This is a genomic window from Methanoregula sp. (assembly GCF_028712425.1).
GTDB lineage: Archaea > Halobacteriota > Methanomicrobia > Methanomicrobiales > Methanospirillaceae > Methanoregula.
Map to the genome: position 1 here is coordinate 1 of NZ_JAQTQD010000006.1, position 15,537 is coordinate 15,537.

20 protein-coding genes are annotated in these 15,537 nt (G+C 52.3%); 3 read left to right on the top strand and 17 right to left on the bottom strand.

Going from position 1 to position 15,537, the window contains the following annotated elements:
- Positions 1–101: 101 nt before the first annotated feature.
- Positions 102–473 carry an ArsR family transcriptional regulator gene (locus tag PHF39_RS04365; RefSeq protein ID WP_300220630.1) on the top strand — a complete coding sequence of 124 codons (372 nt, stop codon included), beginning with the start codon at positions 102–104 and terminating at the stop codon, positions 471–473.
- Positions 474–645: 172 nt separating this feature from the next.
- On the opposite strand, the gene PHF39_RS04370 is transcribed toward PHF39_RS04365, so the two are convergent.
- From PHF39_RS04370 to PHF39_RS04390, 5 genes are all read right to left on the bottom strand, one after another.
- Positions 646–990, bottom strand: coding sequence for a cupin domain-containing protein (locus PHF39_RS04370; protein WP_300220633.1), 345 nt, complete (start codon positions 988–990; stop codon positions 646–648).
- A 1-nt stretch (position 991) separates the two neighbouring features.
- On the bottom strand, positions 992–1,678 hold the full coding sequence (locus PHF39_RS04375; protein ID WP_300220636.1) for an NAD(P)/FAD-dependent oxidoreductase: 687 nt from the start codon (positions 1,676–1,678) through the stop codon (positions 992–994).
- Positions 1,679–2,410: 732 nt separating this feature from the next.
- Positions 2,411–2,752: a hypothetical protein gene (locus PHF39_RS04380; RefSeq protein WP_300220639.1), complete on the bottom strand. Its 342-nt coding sequence runs from the start codon at positions 2,750–2,752 to the stop codon at positions 2,411–2,413.
- 364 nt (positions 2,753–3,116) lie between these two features.
- On the bottom strand, positions 3,117–3,344 hold the full coding sequence (locus PHF39_RS04385) for a hypothetical protein (protein ID WP_300220642.1): 228 nt from the start codon (positions 3,342–3,344) through the stop codon (positions 3,117–3,119).
- A gap of 403 nt (positions 3,345–3,747) precedes the next feature.
- On the bottom strand, positions 3,748–4,350 hold the full coding sequence (locus tag PHF39_RS04390; RefSeq protein WP_300220645.1) for a DUF5698 domain-containing protein: 603 nt from the start codon (positions 4,348–4,350) through the stop codon (positions 3,748–3,750).
- 186 nt (positions 4,351–4,536) lie between these two features.
- Here PHF39_RS04390 and PHF39_RS04395 point away from each other — a divergent pair, with 186 nt between their 5' ends.
- Together PHF39_RS04395 and PHF39_RS04400 are read left to right on the top strand one after the other, a co-directional pair.
- Complete coding sequence (locus PHF39_RS04395) at positions 4,537–4,821, top strand: hypothetical protein (RefSeq protein ID WP_300220648.1); 285 nt, start codon at positions 4,537–4,539, stop codon at positions 4,819–4,821.
- A 116-nt stretch (positions 4,822–4,937) separates the two neighbouring features.
- Positions 4,938–6,458, top strand: coding sequence for a response regulator (locus tag PHF39_RS04400; RefSeq protein ID WP_300220651.1), 1,521 nt, complete (start codon positions 4,938–4,940; stop codon positions 6,456–6,458).
- 82 nt (positions 6,459–6,540) lie between these two features.
- Here the strand turns inward: PHF39_RS04400 and PHF39_RS04405 are convergent, their stop codons facing one another.
- From PHF39_RS04405 to thsA, 12 genes are all read right to left on the bottom strand, one after another.
- On the bottom strand, positions 6,541–7,125 hold the full coding sequence (locus PHF39_RS04405) for a hypothetical protein (protein ID WP_300220653.1): 585 nt from the start codon (positions 7,123–7,125) through the stop codon (positions 6,541–6,543).
- A gap of 43 nt (positions 7,126–7,168) precedes the next feature.
- Positions 7,169–7,648 carry a hypothetical protein gene (locus PHF39_RS04410; RefSeq protein ID WP_300220656.1) on the bottom strand — a complete coding sequence of 160 codons (480 nt, stop codon included), beginning with the start codon at positions 7,646–7,648 and terminating at the stop codon, positions 7,169–7,171.
- Positions 7,641–7,802 (bottom strand): hypothetical protein, encoded by a 162-nt coding sequence (locus PHF39_RS04415; RefSeq protein ID WP_300220659.1) that lies wholly within the window; start codon positions 7,800–7,802, stop codon positions 7,641–7,643. The genes PHF39_RS04410 and PHF39_RS04415 overlap by 8 nt, the downstream gene beginning before the upstream one ends.
- Positions 7,803–8,149: 347 nt before the next feature.
- Complete coding sequence (locus PHF39_RS04420) at positions 8,150–8,653, bottom strand: hypothetical protein (protein ID WP_300220662.1); 504 nt, start codon at positions 8,651–8,653, stop codon at positions 8,150–8,152.
- A 429-nt stretch (positions 8,654–9,082) separates the two neighbouring features.
- Entirely contained in the window at positions 9,083–9,409 is a 327-nt protein-coding gene (locus PHF39_RS04425) for a type II toxin-antitoxin system PemK/MazF family toxin (RefSeq protein WP_300220665.1), read from the bottom strand.
- 4 nt (positions 9,410–9,413) lie between these two features.
- The gene (locus tag PHF39_RS04430; protein WP_300220668.1) at positions 9,414–9,944 is read right to left on the bottom strand and encodes a hypothetical protein; all 531 of its coding nucleotides are present in this window, start codon (positions 9,942–9,944) and stop codon (positions 9,414–9,416) included.
- A gap of 2 nt (positions 9,945–9,946) precedes the next feature.
- Positions 9,947–10,300, bottom strand: a complete 354-nt coding sequence (locus tag PHF39_RS04435; protein ID WP_300220671.1) for a transcriptional regulator — start codon at positions 10,298–10,300, stop codon at positions 9,947–9,949.
- A gap of 529 nt (positions 10,301–10,829) precedes the next feature.
- On the bottom strand, positions 10,830–11,015 hold the full coding sequence (locus PHF39_RS04440) for a hypothetical protein (protein ID WP_300220674.1): 186 nt from the start codon (positions 11,013–11,015) through the stop codon (positions 10,830–10,832).
- 380 nt (positions 11,016–11,395) lie between these two features.
- The gene (locus tag PHF39_RS04445) at positions 11,396–11,899 is read right to left on the bottom strand and encodes a ribonuclease III domain-containing protein (protein ID WP_300220676.1); all 504 of its coding nucleotides are present in this window, start codon (positions 11,897–11,899) and stop codon (positions 11,396–11,398) included.
- Positions 11,900–11,908: 9 nt separating this feature from the next.
- Complete coding sequence (locus PHF39_RS04450) at positions 11,909–12,931, bottom strand: transglutaminase domain-containing protein (RefSeq protein WP_300220679.1); 1,023 nt, start codon at positions 12,929–12,931, stop codon at positions 11,909–11,911.
- A gap of 93 nt (positions 12,932–13,024) precedes the next feature.
- On the bottom strand, positions 13,025–13,330 hold the full coding sequence (locus tag PHF39_RS04455; RefSeq protein WP_300220681.1) for a hypothetical protein: 306 nt from the start codon (positions 13,328–13,330) through the stop codon (positions 13,025–13,027).
- A 445-nt stretch (positions 13,331–13,775) separates the two neighbouring features.
- Positions 13,776–15,428, bottom strand: coding sequence for a thermosome subunit alpha (thsA, locus tag PHF39_RS04460; protein WP_300220684.1), 1,653 nt, complete (start codon positions 15,426–15,428; stop codon positions 13,776–13,778).
- Between the last annotated feature and the right edge of the window lie 109 nt (positions 15,429–15,537).

A 15,537-nucleotide genomic window follows, 5' to 3' on the forward strand; every position in this document is an offset into this window, starting at 1 on the left:
TACTTCTCCGCCCTGAATCCAGTGCTCGTCCGGCCCCTCAACCAAAATGGTTTTAATGGTATAATAATAACATGATGAATCAATCCAAAAGGAAATGAATCATGATCGAAAAAACAATCCACCTGTTTACGGACAAGGAAGAGGAATTCATCAACCTCCTTGTCAGGATCGGAACAAAGCAGACCATCGCAAAGACGCTCGTGCTTTTTGCAAGACTGAAGAAGGCCACAAGCTATGACATCGAACACGGGGCAGACCTCCGCCAGCCTGAGGTGAGTGTTGCGGTGAAGTACCTTGAAGGGAAAGGATGGATCGAGAACCGGGAATCCGTTACCCCTACTAAGGGGCGCCCGATAAAGATCTGGACCCTGAAGGTTCCGGTAAAGAAGATCCTTGATACCATCAGGATGGAGAAAGAGGACGAGCTGAACTCACGACTGGAGATGATCCGGAAGGTACGGAGTTTTGCGTGAATGGCCGGAATCCCGGCCTGATACCTTTTTTCAACCCGTGGCACTCTCTTTCGCGCAGGTTTACCAACCCGGGCATGGACTGTACACGAGGACCGGCATTTCCTCTCACATTCCGCAAAGAACAACAACACCGTGCAAAGCTCCGCTCTGCGACCGGCTCATTTAAAAAAAGTTACAGGAGTCTGGAGTCTTTTCCTTTTCCCGTGGTAAGCATCTTCACGACCAGAACTCGAAATACTGCTTTGCTCTCGTTCTTCCAGGTGTGAGCAATCATCGCAGGACTCTCCACAACAGAGTCCCTGCCAACGCTCTGCCGCTCCTCACCGATTTCAACAACGCCCGTTCCTTCAAGCACATAGAAGAAGACATCGACCGGTGTGACATGTTTCTTGAGCGATTCCCCGGGCTTCAGCGTGATGACCACTGCTGCAGTATCAGGGGCTTCGAATACTTTCCGTACATCGACATTGTGCGGGTTTTTCACTGATTCCAGTTTTGCTACTTCAGTGATTTTCATCTCATCTCACCTGTTCAACTGGTATATAGGGCAGGAGTGATAAGAGCTCGGATCGGATCGTTTCCATCCCGACACGCTCCATAAACCGGGCGGTCCTCTCGTGCGGTTTCGCCTGGTCGCAGTAATACCCGGCAAGCCTCTCAGCGCAGTCAACCGCATCCGCTGCCGACAGGTTGCGGGCGATGATGTCCGCGAACCTCGGCCGCGTCCCGGCATTGCCCCCGAAGAGGATCGTCCATCCCTTGTTCGTCCCCATGATCCCGATGTCCCGGGTATGGCTCTCGCCGCAACAGCGGGGGCAGCCCGAAATCCCGATCTTGATCTTCGCCGGGAACATCTTGTCCCTGAACCGTTCATCAATCGCCCGGGCCATCGCAATCGCGTCCTGGTTGGCAAATTTGCACATCTCTGTGCCAAGGCATGCCTGCACGAACTTGACGCATGGGGCGGTCTCGGGTTTGGCGAGCGGCCCCAGTTCATCGATCACCTTCTGCACATCGCCCGGCTGGAGGCCCACGAGCGCAATCCGCTGGCCGCTCGTCACCTTCAGCATCGGGACCTTATAAGCCCGGGCGACCTGTGCGACCTTCTCAAGATCTTCCGGCGTCACGAGGCCGGCCGGCATCCATGTCACGACCGCATAAGTCATCCCGTCGCGTTGCCGGATCGCTCCTTTCGGATCTGCCATTTCCCTCTCACCTTCACGATTCCCTTTTTCCGTTTGGGATTATCTTTATTGTGTCCGGGTACGCATGAACGGGTAATACTGAGGGGGTTTTTGAAAAAAATGCCACGGCCAATGGCTGCAGGGGTTTCAGGGAGCCTTCCTGACAATTTCAGGCCGGGCCCGGCCCTTCGACCCCCGGCATTTGTTTTCCTGTGACCAGGAATTCCGGAATGGGAACCGGGGAGGTATTCCGGCACCAGTATCGCAGGTGCCGGCAGACATCATAAATCGTCGTGGAGCAGATCGAATGCCGGTTTGTCGCGGAACAGATACCGATACAGGATCTTCTTTATGGCAAAAAGCCAGTCATTCCACACGCATCCACCACCCGTTGGACAGGTATGTCGCCATCAACACAGACCATTGTTTCTGATGCCTGCCGTAAGCCTCCGTGAAAAACTGGTGGAGAATGCCGGAACGCCGGTTACCGGTTGGAACCGTTTCGCATTCCGGTCATTCCGGCAGTATTCTATGATTTGCTTTCTTTTTCCTTCATCCAGCATTCATAGTGGTACGTTTTATTGTCTGTCCAGACCGTGTCATCGTGAATTTTCAATAACTGCCCGCACCGATGACACACCTTCCGTATCCAGGTTACCGGGGTAATTTCCTTCATCATCATCACCATTTACCTGCTTCGTGGGTACTCTTAACCTTCTTCTCCTCAGGTATTCGCGCCGGTGTTTTCCGGGTTTATTGCGAGAGATACTGTTTTTCCCTTTTTGCGTGTTCATGGATCACGCAGCCCGCCGTAGTACATCTCCAGAGGTTTCTCTCGCCGGACCCTGTCCGGATCAGGATCATCGGCCTGCGACATACGCAGCAGAATACCTTTCTTACGGATTCCTTCACGGTCTTTCCCTCGCGCCGGATTACATCGAAAAGACACGCAATCCCCAGCCGGTCCGGCAGGGCGATGATTGCAGGGCATCCTTTACACTCGCGTGCATCAGCGCACTCCGGCCGGGCCCTGGCCACAAGCGTCCTCATGTCCTGAACTGCAAGGTAGATCTTCTCCATTTTTTTGTCGCTCATAAATATCCTCCACCTGATGAAATTTCAGATACGGTTCCCTATTCCCGTGCTGTCACTGACGGGAATATCCGGACCGTTATGACAATAACCGATGAATACCACCGTTATTGAAACAACAATCTTGTCATCACAGCGATGAGACACCAGATAATCAGGAGAGCCACAAGTCCCCAGAATATCTGCTCCACCGTATAATATTCCAAACCGGTTCACCTGCCGTTTTACCCTGTTTTCCGGTCTCCGATCCGGATTCCATCACATGGTCCGGGAGATACCCGGAACACGCCGCATTGTTCAACCCCGATAAATCCGGAAATTAATCCGACAAGATTTGCCGGCCGGCGATTTTTCCCCTTAACGTTCACTAGTATGTCCGCCGGGATGATCGTGCGTTCCGGTTCTGTAATAACTGCATGAACTGCGGGTTCCGCGGGCATTCGTACGGATTTTTACCCTGCTCCGGGTTCCACTTCCCCTCCATCGGGTTGAACCGTGCCGGGCACGATACCTCTTCAACGAGCGGTGAATGTATTCCCGGCACCATCCGGGTTATGATGTGTTCGCAGTCCCTGCAGAACGAATGAATACTCATGGTACGATTTCCTCTTCTGAATAACCATCAGGGATATCCTGACCTATCGTCCGGGCGATGTTCATTGACTTTTAAATGACGCCCTGTGCAAGCAGAACCGGATGAACAGAAAAGATGAGGAGAGTTATGGTTTTATTGCCGTGGTATAGGGGACTTTACGATGTTGTATGGTGAATTGAAGGAAGTGTTCAATGTGTAATTATCTTTTAAGCACATCCGGTGTGAGTCATTACACAAAGAAATACACAAGCTCATCGCATCACTCCCGTATAGTATTGTGCCGGATGACAATAAGTAGTTTCAGGCTCATGGCTGCGGGAATCCCGGGGGACTCCAGGTCAGGGACGATTACGCCACTCTTTTCGCTCCCGGGGATTTTTTTGATCAGCCTGATATCAGGAGGTTACTTCTTCCTGCCCTGGCCGGCAAGGGTGTGCACCATACCCGTGAAGGACCGGAGTTCCCGCTGTCGGAATACTCCTTCGTTCACGTATCGCACATCCTCGATGGAGAAGAACGCTTTCGGATTGATCCGGTCGATGCGGTCTGTAATATGGGAGATTTCCGACCGGTTGACAAGGGAAAGGATCATCGTCACGGATCCCCGGGAGCCCAGGGCTTCGATGCAGGTCACTCCATGGTTCTCCTCCTTAAGAGAGGATACGATTGCATCGCGGGATTCATCAGCTGTGACAATCCGCAGGATAACCATGCCGAGGGATAACCGTTCTTCGACAACGAGCCCGACGTAGGTCCCCATCGCAAACCCCAGCGCGAACGCGAGAACGTTTGCGATATTGGCAAGGTCGTTCATCACGATCCCGGCCGCGAGCAGCCAGATCACGATCTCGAAGAACGCGATCACTGTGGCAAGGAGACGGATCCCTTTTGAAATGAAAACGATGCGTACCGTCTCCATCGTAACATCACAGACGCGGGCCAGAAAGATCAACAGGGGCAGGATCACCCATGCATACAGTTCGGGGCTGATTATGAAAAGTTCCATTCACTCGCCTAAAGGTGTCATCCATACGAGGACGATAATCAAGGAATATTGCATAAATCTATATCAACATTCTCTGCACGTTGTGATTTACATATATTGATAGACCGTGAACAATTTTCATAAGAGCATCTGCCGGAGGGAGGTCCCGGCAGTTCCGGAATATCATCCCGCGAGTCTGAATGCCGCATGCTGTCGCTCCGCCCGTCCCCCGAGCTTACACCGGACGAGATTGAGCGCGGCTTATCCAATATCATTTTTGATGGACTTACCACACATGCATTCGTTACGCTCACAAGCGGCATCTTCCTCATCGCGTACGGGAAGGACATGCGGAACTTCTCGACGGCGGGGGGTATCCGGGACATCATGCGGTTCCCGGTCAACGGTATGGACATCCAGTCCGACAATTACGCCCTGCGGTGCCGGCCCGATCAGAAATCACAGAAGAACCGCAACGGACCGGTTCCCTGAGGGCAGGATACCAGTGCGAATTCCCGGCAGTGCTGGTATAAATATCTGGAATACAAGAGGATACATCCATGGAACTGATTTCATGACAATCACCCTTCCGGCCATGGTTGCTGAACATGCCTGAAAAGATCGCGATACTATACGTTGATGACGAGCCCGATCTGCTCGTGATTGGCAGGCAGTTCCTCGAAACCCCGGGTGATTTCACAGTAAGTACGGCAGAATCCGTTGCTGATGCCAAGGCTATACTCATTAACAAGCCCTTTGATGCGATTGTCTCAGACTACCAGATGCCGGGAACGAACGGGATCGAATTCCTGAAGTATGTACGGCAACGATATCCGGACACGCCGTTCATTCTCTTTACCGGCCGGGGCCGCGAAGAGGTAGTGATCGAAGCAATCAATAACGGTGCGGAGGCCTATCTCCAGAAAGGCGGGGCTCCTCTCCCGCAGTTCGCGGAACTCGCCCAGAAGATCCGGGTTGCCGTGGACAAGTGCCGCGCCATCAGGGCGCTACAGCGACAGACCGTTGTTCTGGGGGAGCGGGTCAAGGAGCTCGCCTGCCTGTACAAACTGACGGAAATCGTTAATGCACCGGAAATATCCCTTGAGGGGATGCTGAAAGAGACAGTCGATCTTATTCCATCGGGTTACCAGCATCCAAAATTTACACGTGCTCATATCATGTTCAGAGGGGCGGAATTTAGTACGCCGGGATTCCAGCGTTCAATCTGGAACCAGAACTTCCCGCTTTTCGTTGACGGGGAATGGGCCGGATCTGTCGAAGTCTCATATAACGGGGAATGGGCCGACGCAAATAGCGCACCGTTTCTGGCAGAGGAGAGCTCCCTTCTCAGGGGTCTCGTTCGCCTTCTGGAGAATGGTATCGCCCGGAAGATCGCTGATGACCGGCTAAGGGATAACTGCGGAATCAGAGCGCCCGAAACCCTGAATGTTGCCGATCCCGTTCTGAAGGGCGAACGCGATTTGCGCCTTGCGGCCGAAAAGGATCTGAAACGATCGCGGGCACTGCAGGAGCAGCTGCTCCGCGAGGTCCGGCAGAGCGTGAAGAATAACCTGCACACCGTCCACGATCTCCTCGGGCTCCAGTCAAAATATATTCGCGATGACAAGGTCCTCACTGCCCTGCAGGAGAGCCAGAACCGGATAAAAGCGATGGCCCTTGTCCACGAAATAGTATACCAGTCCCCGGAAATCGCCAACATCGACCTCGACCTCTATGTAAAATCCCTCGGGAAAAACCTGTTTGAATTTTACAGCCGGAAAGGAAGGGAGATTATTCTGCGCACCGACATTCCCGGTGTCACTCTCGGCGTGAATACCGCAATTCCTATCGGCCTGATTCTCAATGAGCTGATGTCGAATGCGTTGAAACATGCATTCCCGAACAGGAACACCGGGGAGATCTTCATCAGGGTCCGGAAAAAGGACCGGAACATTTCTATCGGGTTCCGCGATGACGGGGCGGGGATGCCACGTGACCTGAACTGGCGCGACACCAGGTCGCTGGGACTCCGCATGGTCTTCTCAATCGTGGGGCAGATGAAAGGCACGATCGGTCTCGACCGCAGCAGGGGGACGGAATTTTCCATGGTGCTGGAAGAGCGGAAATGAGGGATATTCCTCATTATAAAGATCGTTCGAAATCAACGTTCTGATCCTGACCTGTTTCGTCGTTACGTGAAAACCCGGGATGTCACAGCACGGTTGATGTAATGATCCCAATAATCTGCTGCGCTGTTGCCGGGTCCAGGATCTTCGCAAGCACCAATCCCGCCACTGCCGCGAACACAGCCCAGAACACTTTTTTCACCTGCTCGTTCTTGCCGACGAGGTCGATGACAGAGCCCGTGTCCGCTTTCATCGCATTGCGGACGAACTTTGGCAGGAAGACAAAGAGCGGAAGGAAGAGGATCGCAGCCCCGATGAACGCGAGCGTTATCTCCGTCCGCCCCGCAAGAAACAATCCGGCCGGCACGGCAAAGATCCCTGCCAGGAGCGCTGCGAGGCCGACCTCCCCGAACCAGAAGTAATGCCGCTTCTCTGTATAGTTCACCCGTTCGGCCTCTGTCAGCGCAGCTATGTCGAAAATGCCGATGACAGAAAGCATCCCGTACCAGACCGCGTGCGTCTCCTCCGGGTCAGCGACAATGCCGAGAAAGAGGATGCCAACCGGTATGACCATAAGGATCAGCGGCAGGTGCGCGAGAAGAAAAATGAGGGCGAGCAGGAGCCCGGTACCGCAGATCGCAGCCCGGGTCTGCCATTCTGATTCGAACATCAGCGTCCCTCCGGAACCTAACATTCGTAGATGATCATTGTCCTCACTCCCGGTTTTCACTCGTGTCCGCTGCGATGGCGAACTCGTAGACCGGGCTGATGTACCCGTGGTTTTGTGGGGAAAAGTCCCGCTTCTTCCCGCGCTGGATGATCTTCCGGCGGGCTGTCCTGATCCGTACCGTGTGGATGCCCGGGGCCCGGGGATAGACCCTGCGGCCATCGATATCCGTCATCTTCTGGTACGGCGGGATTTCGAACCAGTCCGGCCAGAAGCGGACACCTTTCGGGATGTCCGATTCCCGGAAGAGATCCTGCAGGCGCATCGGGGACACATTGTCGTAGATGATGTCCACGATCAGGTCCGTGTCCTCTTCGTCCGGGTCCAGTTCGAGCTCATAGAAGATCGGGTTGCGCCGTACTTCATCAAGCGTGAGCGGTGTGTCTTTCGTCAGCGGTTCAAGGCCGGAGAAGGTTCCCCGGTACAGGCCGGTCACGGTCGCGACCGGTTTGTTCTCATTAATCATGATATACCTCCATTATTCGTTCGTGCTCGTCCCTCAGTCGTTTGAACTCCTCCACGATCTCATCGTACCTGCCGATCCGCTGGTGGATCATGAACAGGATGGGATAGAGGGGAAGGACAACGCCGAGGAGGAGCCCGAGGATTTCTGTTTCCATGATGGTGTGGCTCCGTGGAAAAAAACCGGAAGAAGAATTGACACCCCCTTGCGCCTCCGAGTGGTTCTTCAGAACCATGAGGATGAGAAGAACTCAAAAGAGTTCTTCGTAGATCCCAGCCCCCAAGGGGGCGGGGGCGCTGAGGATGTCTCAGCATTACCTGTACGAGAATCATCACTGGTTGGACAGGTAATTCTGGAGTCATCGCTTCGGGGGGGTGCCCACGCGGCGGGGGCTTGTCCGACTGGTTCATCAGAACCAGGAGAATGAGAAGAACGCTTCAGCGTTCTTCGAGCCCCCGAGAGCGTCAAATCTCTTCCTGATTCTTCCTGATTCGGATTATCTCTCTACGCGAGTGCCGCCACCGAGTCCGCCCAGGTCTCGACCCGGGTTCGGATTGCGTCATCCGAGTACGAGGTGATGCTGACCGATTCGCGGGTGAACGTGACCATGTAGATCTCCCCGCCGGCATCGTGGCATTTCAGGGTTGCCGAGTAGGACTCGTGGGAAGTGTCCCGGACCGGTGTGCCCCCGTGGGCGTTGGCAAGGTCCGTGTTCTCCAGGAGCGCGGTTGCGCCGGCATTGAACCCGGCAATTGTGATGAACTTCGCTGAGTCCGTCCCGACAACTTTTGCATCGTTGTCCTGGTACGCGATCTTTGCCACGTAGGATTCCTTAGTCTTCTCGACCGGTGCATGGTTGACACCGGCGCTCTCATAGGCTGTGCAGGCAAACGGGTTGTCGGTAGTGACCGACTGGACGATCGTGTTGAACGCTGCCACATTTTCTATCGGGGCCGCGAGCTTGCGGACCGCCGACTTTACTACGGTTTTCTGTACGAAATCTGCCATTTTTGAATCTCCTGAGGGTCCATCAGAACCCGAAGGAAGAGAAGAATCCGTAAGGATTCTTCGAACTCCCTGGATCCGTTTCGAACTCCTCCATTTGTTCTCATCAGAGAGATTCTCCGAATCCCTCTCGTTTCTGCGTCATCGGGGCCCCTTTGACAGCGAAGAATGCAGGTGCATTCTTCTCGTCCACGGGGTTCTGCAGAACCCATTGGACATACAATAGTAGAACCTGGTAGGCTATCTGTCTGGATGAATAAATTTTGAAAAGCAAAATTAGAGAGAATTGCGGGGGATTCAGGAGAATCGGGGCACAGATATTTGGAATTGGGGTGCGCAAAAATGTTAAATGGATTTGGTTAATGCCGGGAATTCACAGAAGAGGCGGGGTATCCTGTGTCGGGTATCGATCAGGTATAGCAGAGATAATGATTAATCCAGGCCCATCAGGTCCCGGATGAGCGCCGCGATTGCGAGCCGGTGGTCTTCCCCAATCGTTCCGATCCGGTGGTGGAACCGCTCCCGGTCCAGGGAGACCATCTGAAAGACAAGGGCGATGCTCTCAGTGTCGAGACCGTTATGCTCATCGGGGGAGATGGCGTGCGTATGCGAGAGCCGTGCGGTGTTTACGTTGCTTGTCAGTGGGACGACCATGACAATACCGTTGGCGCTTCCGAAAATGATCGCCGACCGTATCCCCCGCTGCTCGTGTCCTTTCCCATCGGTGAGATCAACGAGCCAGATGTCGCCGCTCTTCATCCGGTCAGTGCTCCAGCGATTTGAGTGAGGCTCTCTGCCAGAGCCCCGTCTCCTTTTTCAGTTCTTCGAGATCCTTTGGAGTCGGCGTGTACAGGAACTCCTTTGCTTTTGAAACACCGAGCGCGATCTGCGCCTCGGAATAGAAGGGTTTGAGCTCTTTGACCTGCCTCAGGGCTTCGAGCGGGCTGCTCTGGTACCGGAACGCATAGAACCCGTAGGTGGCTCCCACTTCGAGCGGCACGGGTTTGAGGCCGAAGATCCTGCCGAGATCCGCGGCGATCGCTTTCTCAGCCGCGTTCAGCCGTGTGCCGGTCTCGTGTTTCTCGAATTCGCGGGTATGAGCGAACAAATCTTTCGTCAGGTCCGGCGAGTACGGGCCACGGACGTACAGGCTGCAAGGGTACCCGAGATCGACGCCTTTGAGCTCAAGCAGGCAGACGAGTTTCTGGGCAATGAGCCGGTCATCGAACTCTCCGATATCCGGATTGAAGCCGAGTTCTTTATAGAATGCAATCACTTTTTTCCGTTTTTCCATAATCATACCCCGCAGTGGAGGAACCTGCACAGCCAGGCCCGGATCCTTTCCCATTCGTCCAGTCCCTCGGGCGTGATGGTATAGAGTTCGAGCTCTTTTCCTTCAGATACGATCTTTTCCGACACAAGGTATCCCATCTCTTTTAAGACATTCAGGTTGGCATACAGCACGCCGTCGCTGATGTCGAGCGCCGCCCGGAGTTCGCGATAGGTTGCCCCATCGGGCCCGAGCACCGAGAGGCTCGATAACAGTTTCAGCCGCACGAGCGAGAAGACTTTCGCGTTGAGCCCCCCGGATTCATCCAGGATAGCGAGGATATCGTTTGGCACCAGGTCCCACTCCCGTGTTCTATTCATACTGGCCGGCGGCCCGGGTTATTTACTTTGTTATTTACTTAAAGTTTAAAGTGAAGAAGGGTAGTGGGCACGTGGAGATTAGGAGGGGGGCAAGGCGCGACGGTAAAGAATGAATGTGCGCAAAAATGTTAAATGGATTTGGTTACCTTACATCATTGCAACTGAGTCGCGTGACAAGCCAGGGCGTCTTTGTATTGACAGGCACCGGAAGAAATAATCACCGCAATCTGCCTTTTTTTAGAGATTTTCAATAAGACCTCTGATTACACCACGATATCGTTCTGCATCAATCCCTAAATGACGAGCAGCGTTTTTGGAAACTTCATCCGTGATTGCAGCGAAACCGGCTCTGCATTCCTGCGGATATTGGCTGTGAATCTCGTCCAGGAGTTTCCGATACGGTAGTGACGAATTCCATAGAATCGCATAGATATCACAAGCATCCTTTGTCAGCTTGTCATCCTTCGTTCGGTTCTGGATCGATACGAGTTTCGTCGCAAGCAACATAACTGGAGGCGGTATTAGTAATTCAACTCCATCCAAAGTGACTGCCACACCCGTACTTTCTTTGAATACTCTCCCGGATTACGGGTTCATCCAGGACATTAAAACCAAAGACATCTTTTTGTTTCGGATGGATCGTGTCAACCATCACGTCGATGTATAAATAAAATAGATCGTACATTCCGATTTTTTGTGCAACTTCTTTTGTCACTACTTCCCCGGTATCTTTTTTTATTATCTTGCAATAGCGAAAAGAACCTCCGGGGAATAGCCGATTTTCTGGATTTTAAACCATCTTCCGATAATTCTCAATATATCAAAGGTCTTCGAGATTTATCGAATAACAATACCGTTTTTTGTTTTGTGAAACTTGGATCTTTTGGCAAGGAAGGAATATCCCAAAATGTTGACGAATTCTATTTGCTCCCAATCGTTGATCTTCAAAAAATCATAGAAGAGAAATACTCAGCTTTTCTTGTAAAAGTAAACCATATCCGACCTAAAAACGCAAATTCTCATCACACAAAAATCAAGAAAAACAGTATTACTCAATTCAAAGACAATTGGAATTGTATCGTCCAACGATGAAAATTATTTCAATTTTCTATCCATTGCTTCCAGTTCAGGCTTGAATATTTTTGATATACACTTTTTTACTTCAGACATTGAACTATTGCTGTCTAAGTAAATCGCACCGATGAGCGCCTCTACTGTATCCGAATACAGAGTCCTTGATGCTTCTTCTAGTTTCTCTCCACTTCCGGCTCTGTGCTGGATGAAGTTTTCTTCGAGAAGATGCAGTCGTCTTCCGACTTCCGCAAGCTGCAGATTATTTTCCAAATCAGCTTTTGAAATGGTGATGTCACCTTTGGTCTTCAGCCCTTTATCCATCAAAAGAGAGATGAAACCGGCCTTCAGAACAGCATCGCCAAGTGTTGCGTAAACTGACTGATGTGGGCAGACGTGCGCCCCGACTGGTTTCTCTTTCTGCTCTTTCGAAAATGTCGGGTGCGTTAAGGCTCGAAGTAATTCGTTTTTATCTGTGAAGGTGTATCCTAACTGTTTTTCGATTCCCTGGATCTTAGCCGGATCCATAATCCTCCATCACCCACTCTTATACCAATAACCATTCGGATAATAAATGGTGATTTCACCTGCATCATGGAAGTATTTTCCACCAGGGTATTTTGATTGCCAATCAAGATTCATCCAGTATTGGGTCACTCCGTCTTTAGTCCTCGTATGATATGCAACGCTCTTGGTATTGTATCGTTTAACGATATAGGATGCCACCTTATCCATACAGGCTTTGTTCGAACAAACCATAACTTCAGGATAGGCATGACCCTTGCCGTCTTCGTTATATGCTGTTACAATTCTTGTACTTCCGCCAATTGACTGCACAATAGATCCGACCGTGATCGCGAAGTCATCACAATCCCCTTTCAAACCGAGCTGAATTGTCCGGCTGGCCGGGGAGAAATACTCAGATCCTTTGGGATCATTAACGTAGGTCCATTTTTTGTAAACTGCTTCCCACAAATCGCAGATTTGTGCAATGTTATAATTTCCTTTGTGCGAATTTGGGACGAGCGACACCGCAAAATCCCTTGTTGTCGGATTTGTATAATCCATCGCGTTTTTAATTTTAATTGCAGTTTCACTTTCTTTCGACTGAATCCGAGTTGGTTCCGTTGTTGGAAGATCCTGCCCCCCGGTAGGTGAAATAATATTTTCATTGTCGGAATCGGAAAGACCACTTACAAAACCCATGACCATCGGGCCTGCGATAACAACAGCAATGATACCAACAATCAGGCCAAAAACGATAGTGCTATACGATCCGCTGCTCGATGATGATTCAGCGGGCTGTTCATATTCAGGAATATATGCAGCGTCAATCGCATCCGATTCAATGCCCTCATCAGAGTGATCAACAGGATACAGACGATTATCAATGATTACATACTCTTGTCCATCTTTTACAGCGTGGACCGCATCTTCGACAATCATTTCCTCATCATCGATGTAAAACGTTTCTTGACCTTGGACGATGAAGGTCTCATCAAATTCCTCATCGGCATCGTCTTCGGGTTGATAATTACGTCGTCCTCTTCTTCGTACCATTTAGTTTCTCTTTGTCCCGTTTATTGATTAATTTTTATTTTTATATCGGCAATACCCCGATGAAAAAAAGAGTTATGAATCGGGTTTTTCCGACTACATGTCCATCCCCGTAATTAGTCCGACAATCTGCTGAGTTGTCCCCCGATCCAGCACCTGGGCGAGCACCAGTCCAGCCATCGAGATGAAGAAGATCCAGAAGACTTTCTTTACCTGCTCGTTCTTCCCAAACGTATAGATCGCCGCATCGGTGTCCGCCTTCATCCCGAGCCGGATTATCTTCAGCAGGAAAACAAAGAGCGGCAGGAACAAGACCGCAGCCCCAATGAATACCAGGGAGATCTCGGTCCGATCTGCAAAACCAGATCCCTGATGGGATCGCAATGATCGCAGCCAGATCACCCGATCCAACACCCCTTCCCGATTCCCCCGGCCCCACACTTCCCCAAAACCCTTCCTCCAAATCGATTCAAAAGGCACCAATTAAGCTATTTTTAGAGCCTGAAATGACCCCCATATACAAAAAATAACGCCAATTCACCATCCGTTCCAAAACCGCACCCTGTAATTCGCCAAAAAAAGCGATTCCCCAAAAACCTGACTTTCAAAATGGCCTCCGATCCGAAAAATAAGCCCAAATCAAAGAGATGGTTTTTCCACAAACCTGAACTCGAAGAACGCTGACGCGTTCTTCTCGACCTCCTGGTCTGATGACCAGTCGGTTTTTCAAAATGGGCTCCGATTCGAAAAATACGCCCAAATCAACGAGATAATTTTCAGTGGGAGAGACACTTCGAAGAGGTCTCCATGTAACACCCGATTTCTAAGAAAAAAAAGTTTGGCCGGGTTAATACCCGCCCATACCCGGGGGCATACCGCCCATGCCACCCATGCCGCCGGGAGGCATCCCTCCGGCCGGCCCGGCGGATTTCTGGGCTGCGATGATGTCGTCGATGCGGAGGATCATGACGGCTGCCTCAGTTGCACTGGAGATGGCCTGCGTCTTCACGCGCAGCGGCTCGACAATGCCCGCCTTCAGCATGTCGGCCGGTTTTTTGGTATTCGCATCGAGCCCCACCGTCTTCTTCCCGGCCTGGTGATCCGAGCGGAGCGCGACAAGGATATCGATCGCATCCGCCCCGGAATTCTCGGCAAGGGTCCGCGGGATGATCTCCACCGATGCGGCAAACGCTTCGATGGCGAGCTGGGCCCGGCCACCGACCGTTACTGCATGCTCGCGGAGCCGGAGCGAGAGCTCGACTTCAGGAGCCCCGCCACCGGCAACGACCTTCTTCCCTTCGACAACAACCGAGACAACCATCAGGGCATCGTGGATGGCCCGTTCGAGTTCATCGACAACGTGCACCGTACCGCCCCGGACAACAATCGAGACCGCTTTGGGATTCCTGCACTTCGAGACATAGATCATCTCATCGCCCGAGACCTTTTTCTCCTCCACAAGGCCGGCAGACCCGAGGTCATTCTTGGTGATGGCATCAAGGCTCATCACGATGGTTGCCCCGGTTGCCCGGGCCAGGTTCTCGCTGTCACTCTTCTTGACCCGGCGGACGGCAAAGATGCCGGCCTTTGCCAGGTAGTGCTGGGCAAGATCGTCGATCCCTTTCTGGCAGAAGAGGACATTCGCGCCGCTTTTTACCACCTTGTCCACCATGGCACGCACCATGTGCTCCTCCTCGTCGAGGAACGCTGCGACCTGCCCGGGAGTGGAGATGTTGATCTTCGCGTTCACTTCGGTCTTCTTGAACTCCAGCGCCGTGTTGAGGATCAGGATCTTTGCACTGGTCACGGACTTGGGCATGGCCGGGTGGGTCCGCTCCTTGTCGATGACCATCCCTTCAATGAGGGTTGTGTCGTCAACTGAGCCGCCGACCTTTTTCGTGACATTGATGTGGGCAAGGTCGGCTTTCCCGTCTGGATCCACGACAGAGGAGACCGCTTTCACGATGATATCGCTGAGAAGGTCTTTTCTTACTTCCGCGTTCTTGCCGCTCAGGGCAGTAATGGAGATCATCTTCAGCATGGCGGTGTCGGACGGCTTCACGGAAATGGCAATGCCATCGAGAATCGAAAGCGCCTTCTCGGCAGCCATCTGGTACCCTTCCGCGATCACGGTCGGGTGGACGCCCTGGGCAACCAGCCCTTCGGCGCTTTTTAAGAGTTCGCCGGCAATGACAACCGAGGACGTTGTGCCGTCGCCGACCTCGTCGTCCTGGGTCTTTGCTACTTCCACGATCATCTTTGCTGCCGGGTGTTCGATGTCCATCTCTTTTAAGATCGTCACCCCGTCGTTCGTGATCGTGATGTCCCCGATGCCATCGATGAGCATCTTGTCCATTCCCTTGGGGCCGAGCGTTGAGCGGACTGCCGCTGCAACGGCCTTTGCCGCCGCAAAGTTACTGTTCTGGGCCTCCTCTCCCCGGTTCCGGGTAGTTCCTTCTTTCAGGATAATAATGGGTTGTCCCCCGAGTTGTTGCGACATTGATATACCTCGTTTTTTCCGCTGGTGTTCCGACGGTCTGTTACCACCGCTGTGCGGACATCATCTCCATGAAAATAAAAATTCGTCAGCCCTTATCCGGGCGATTGAT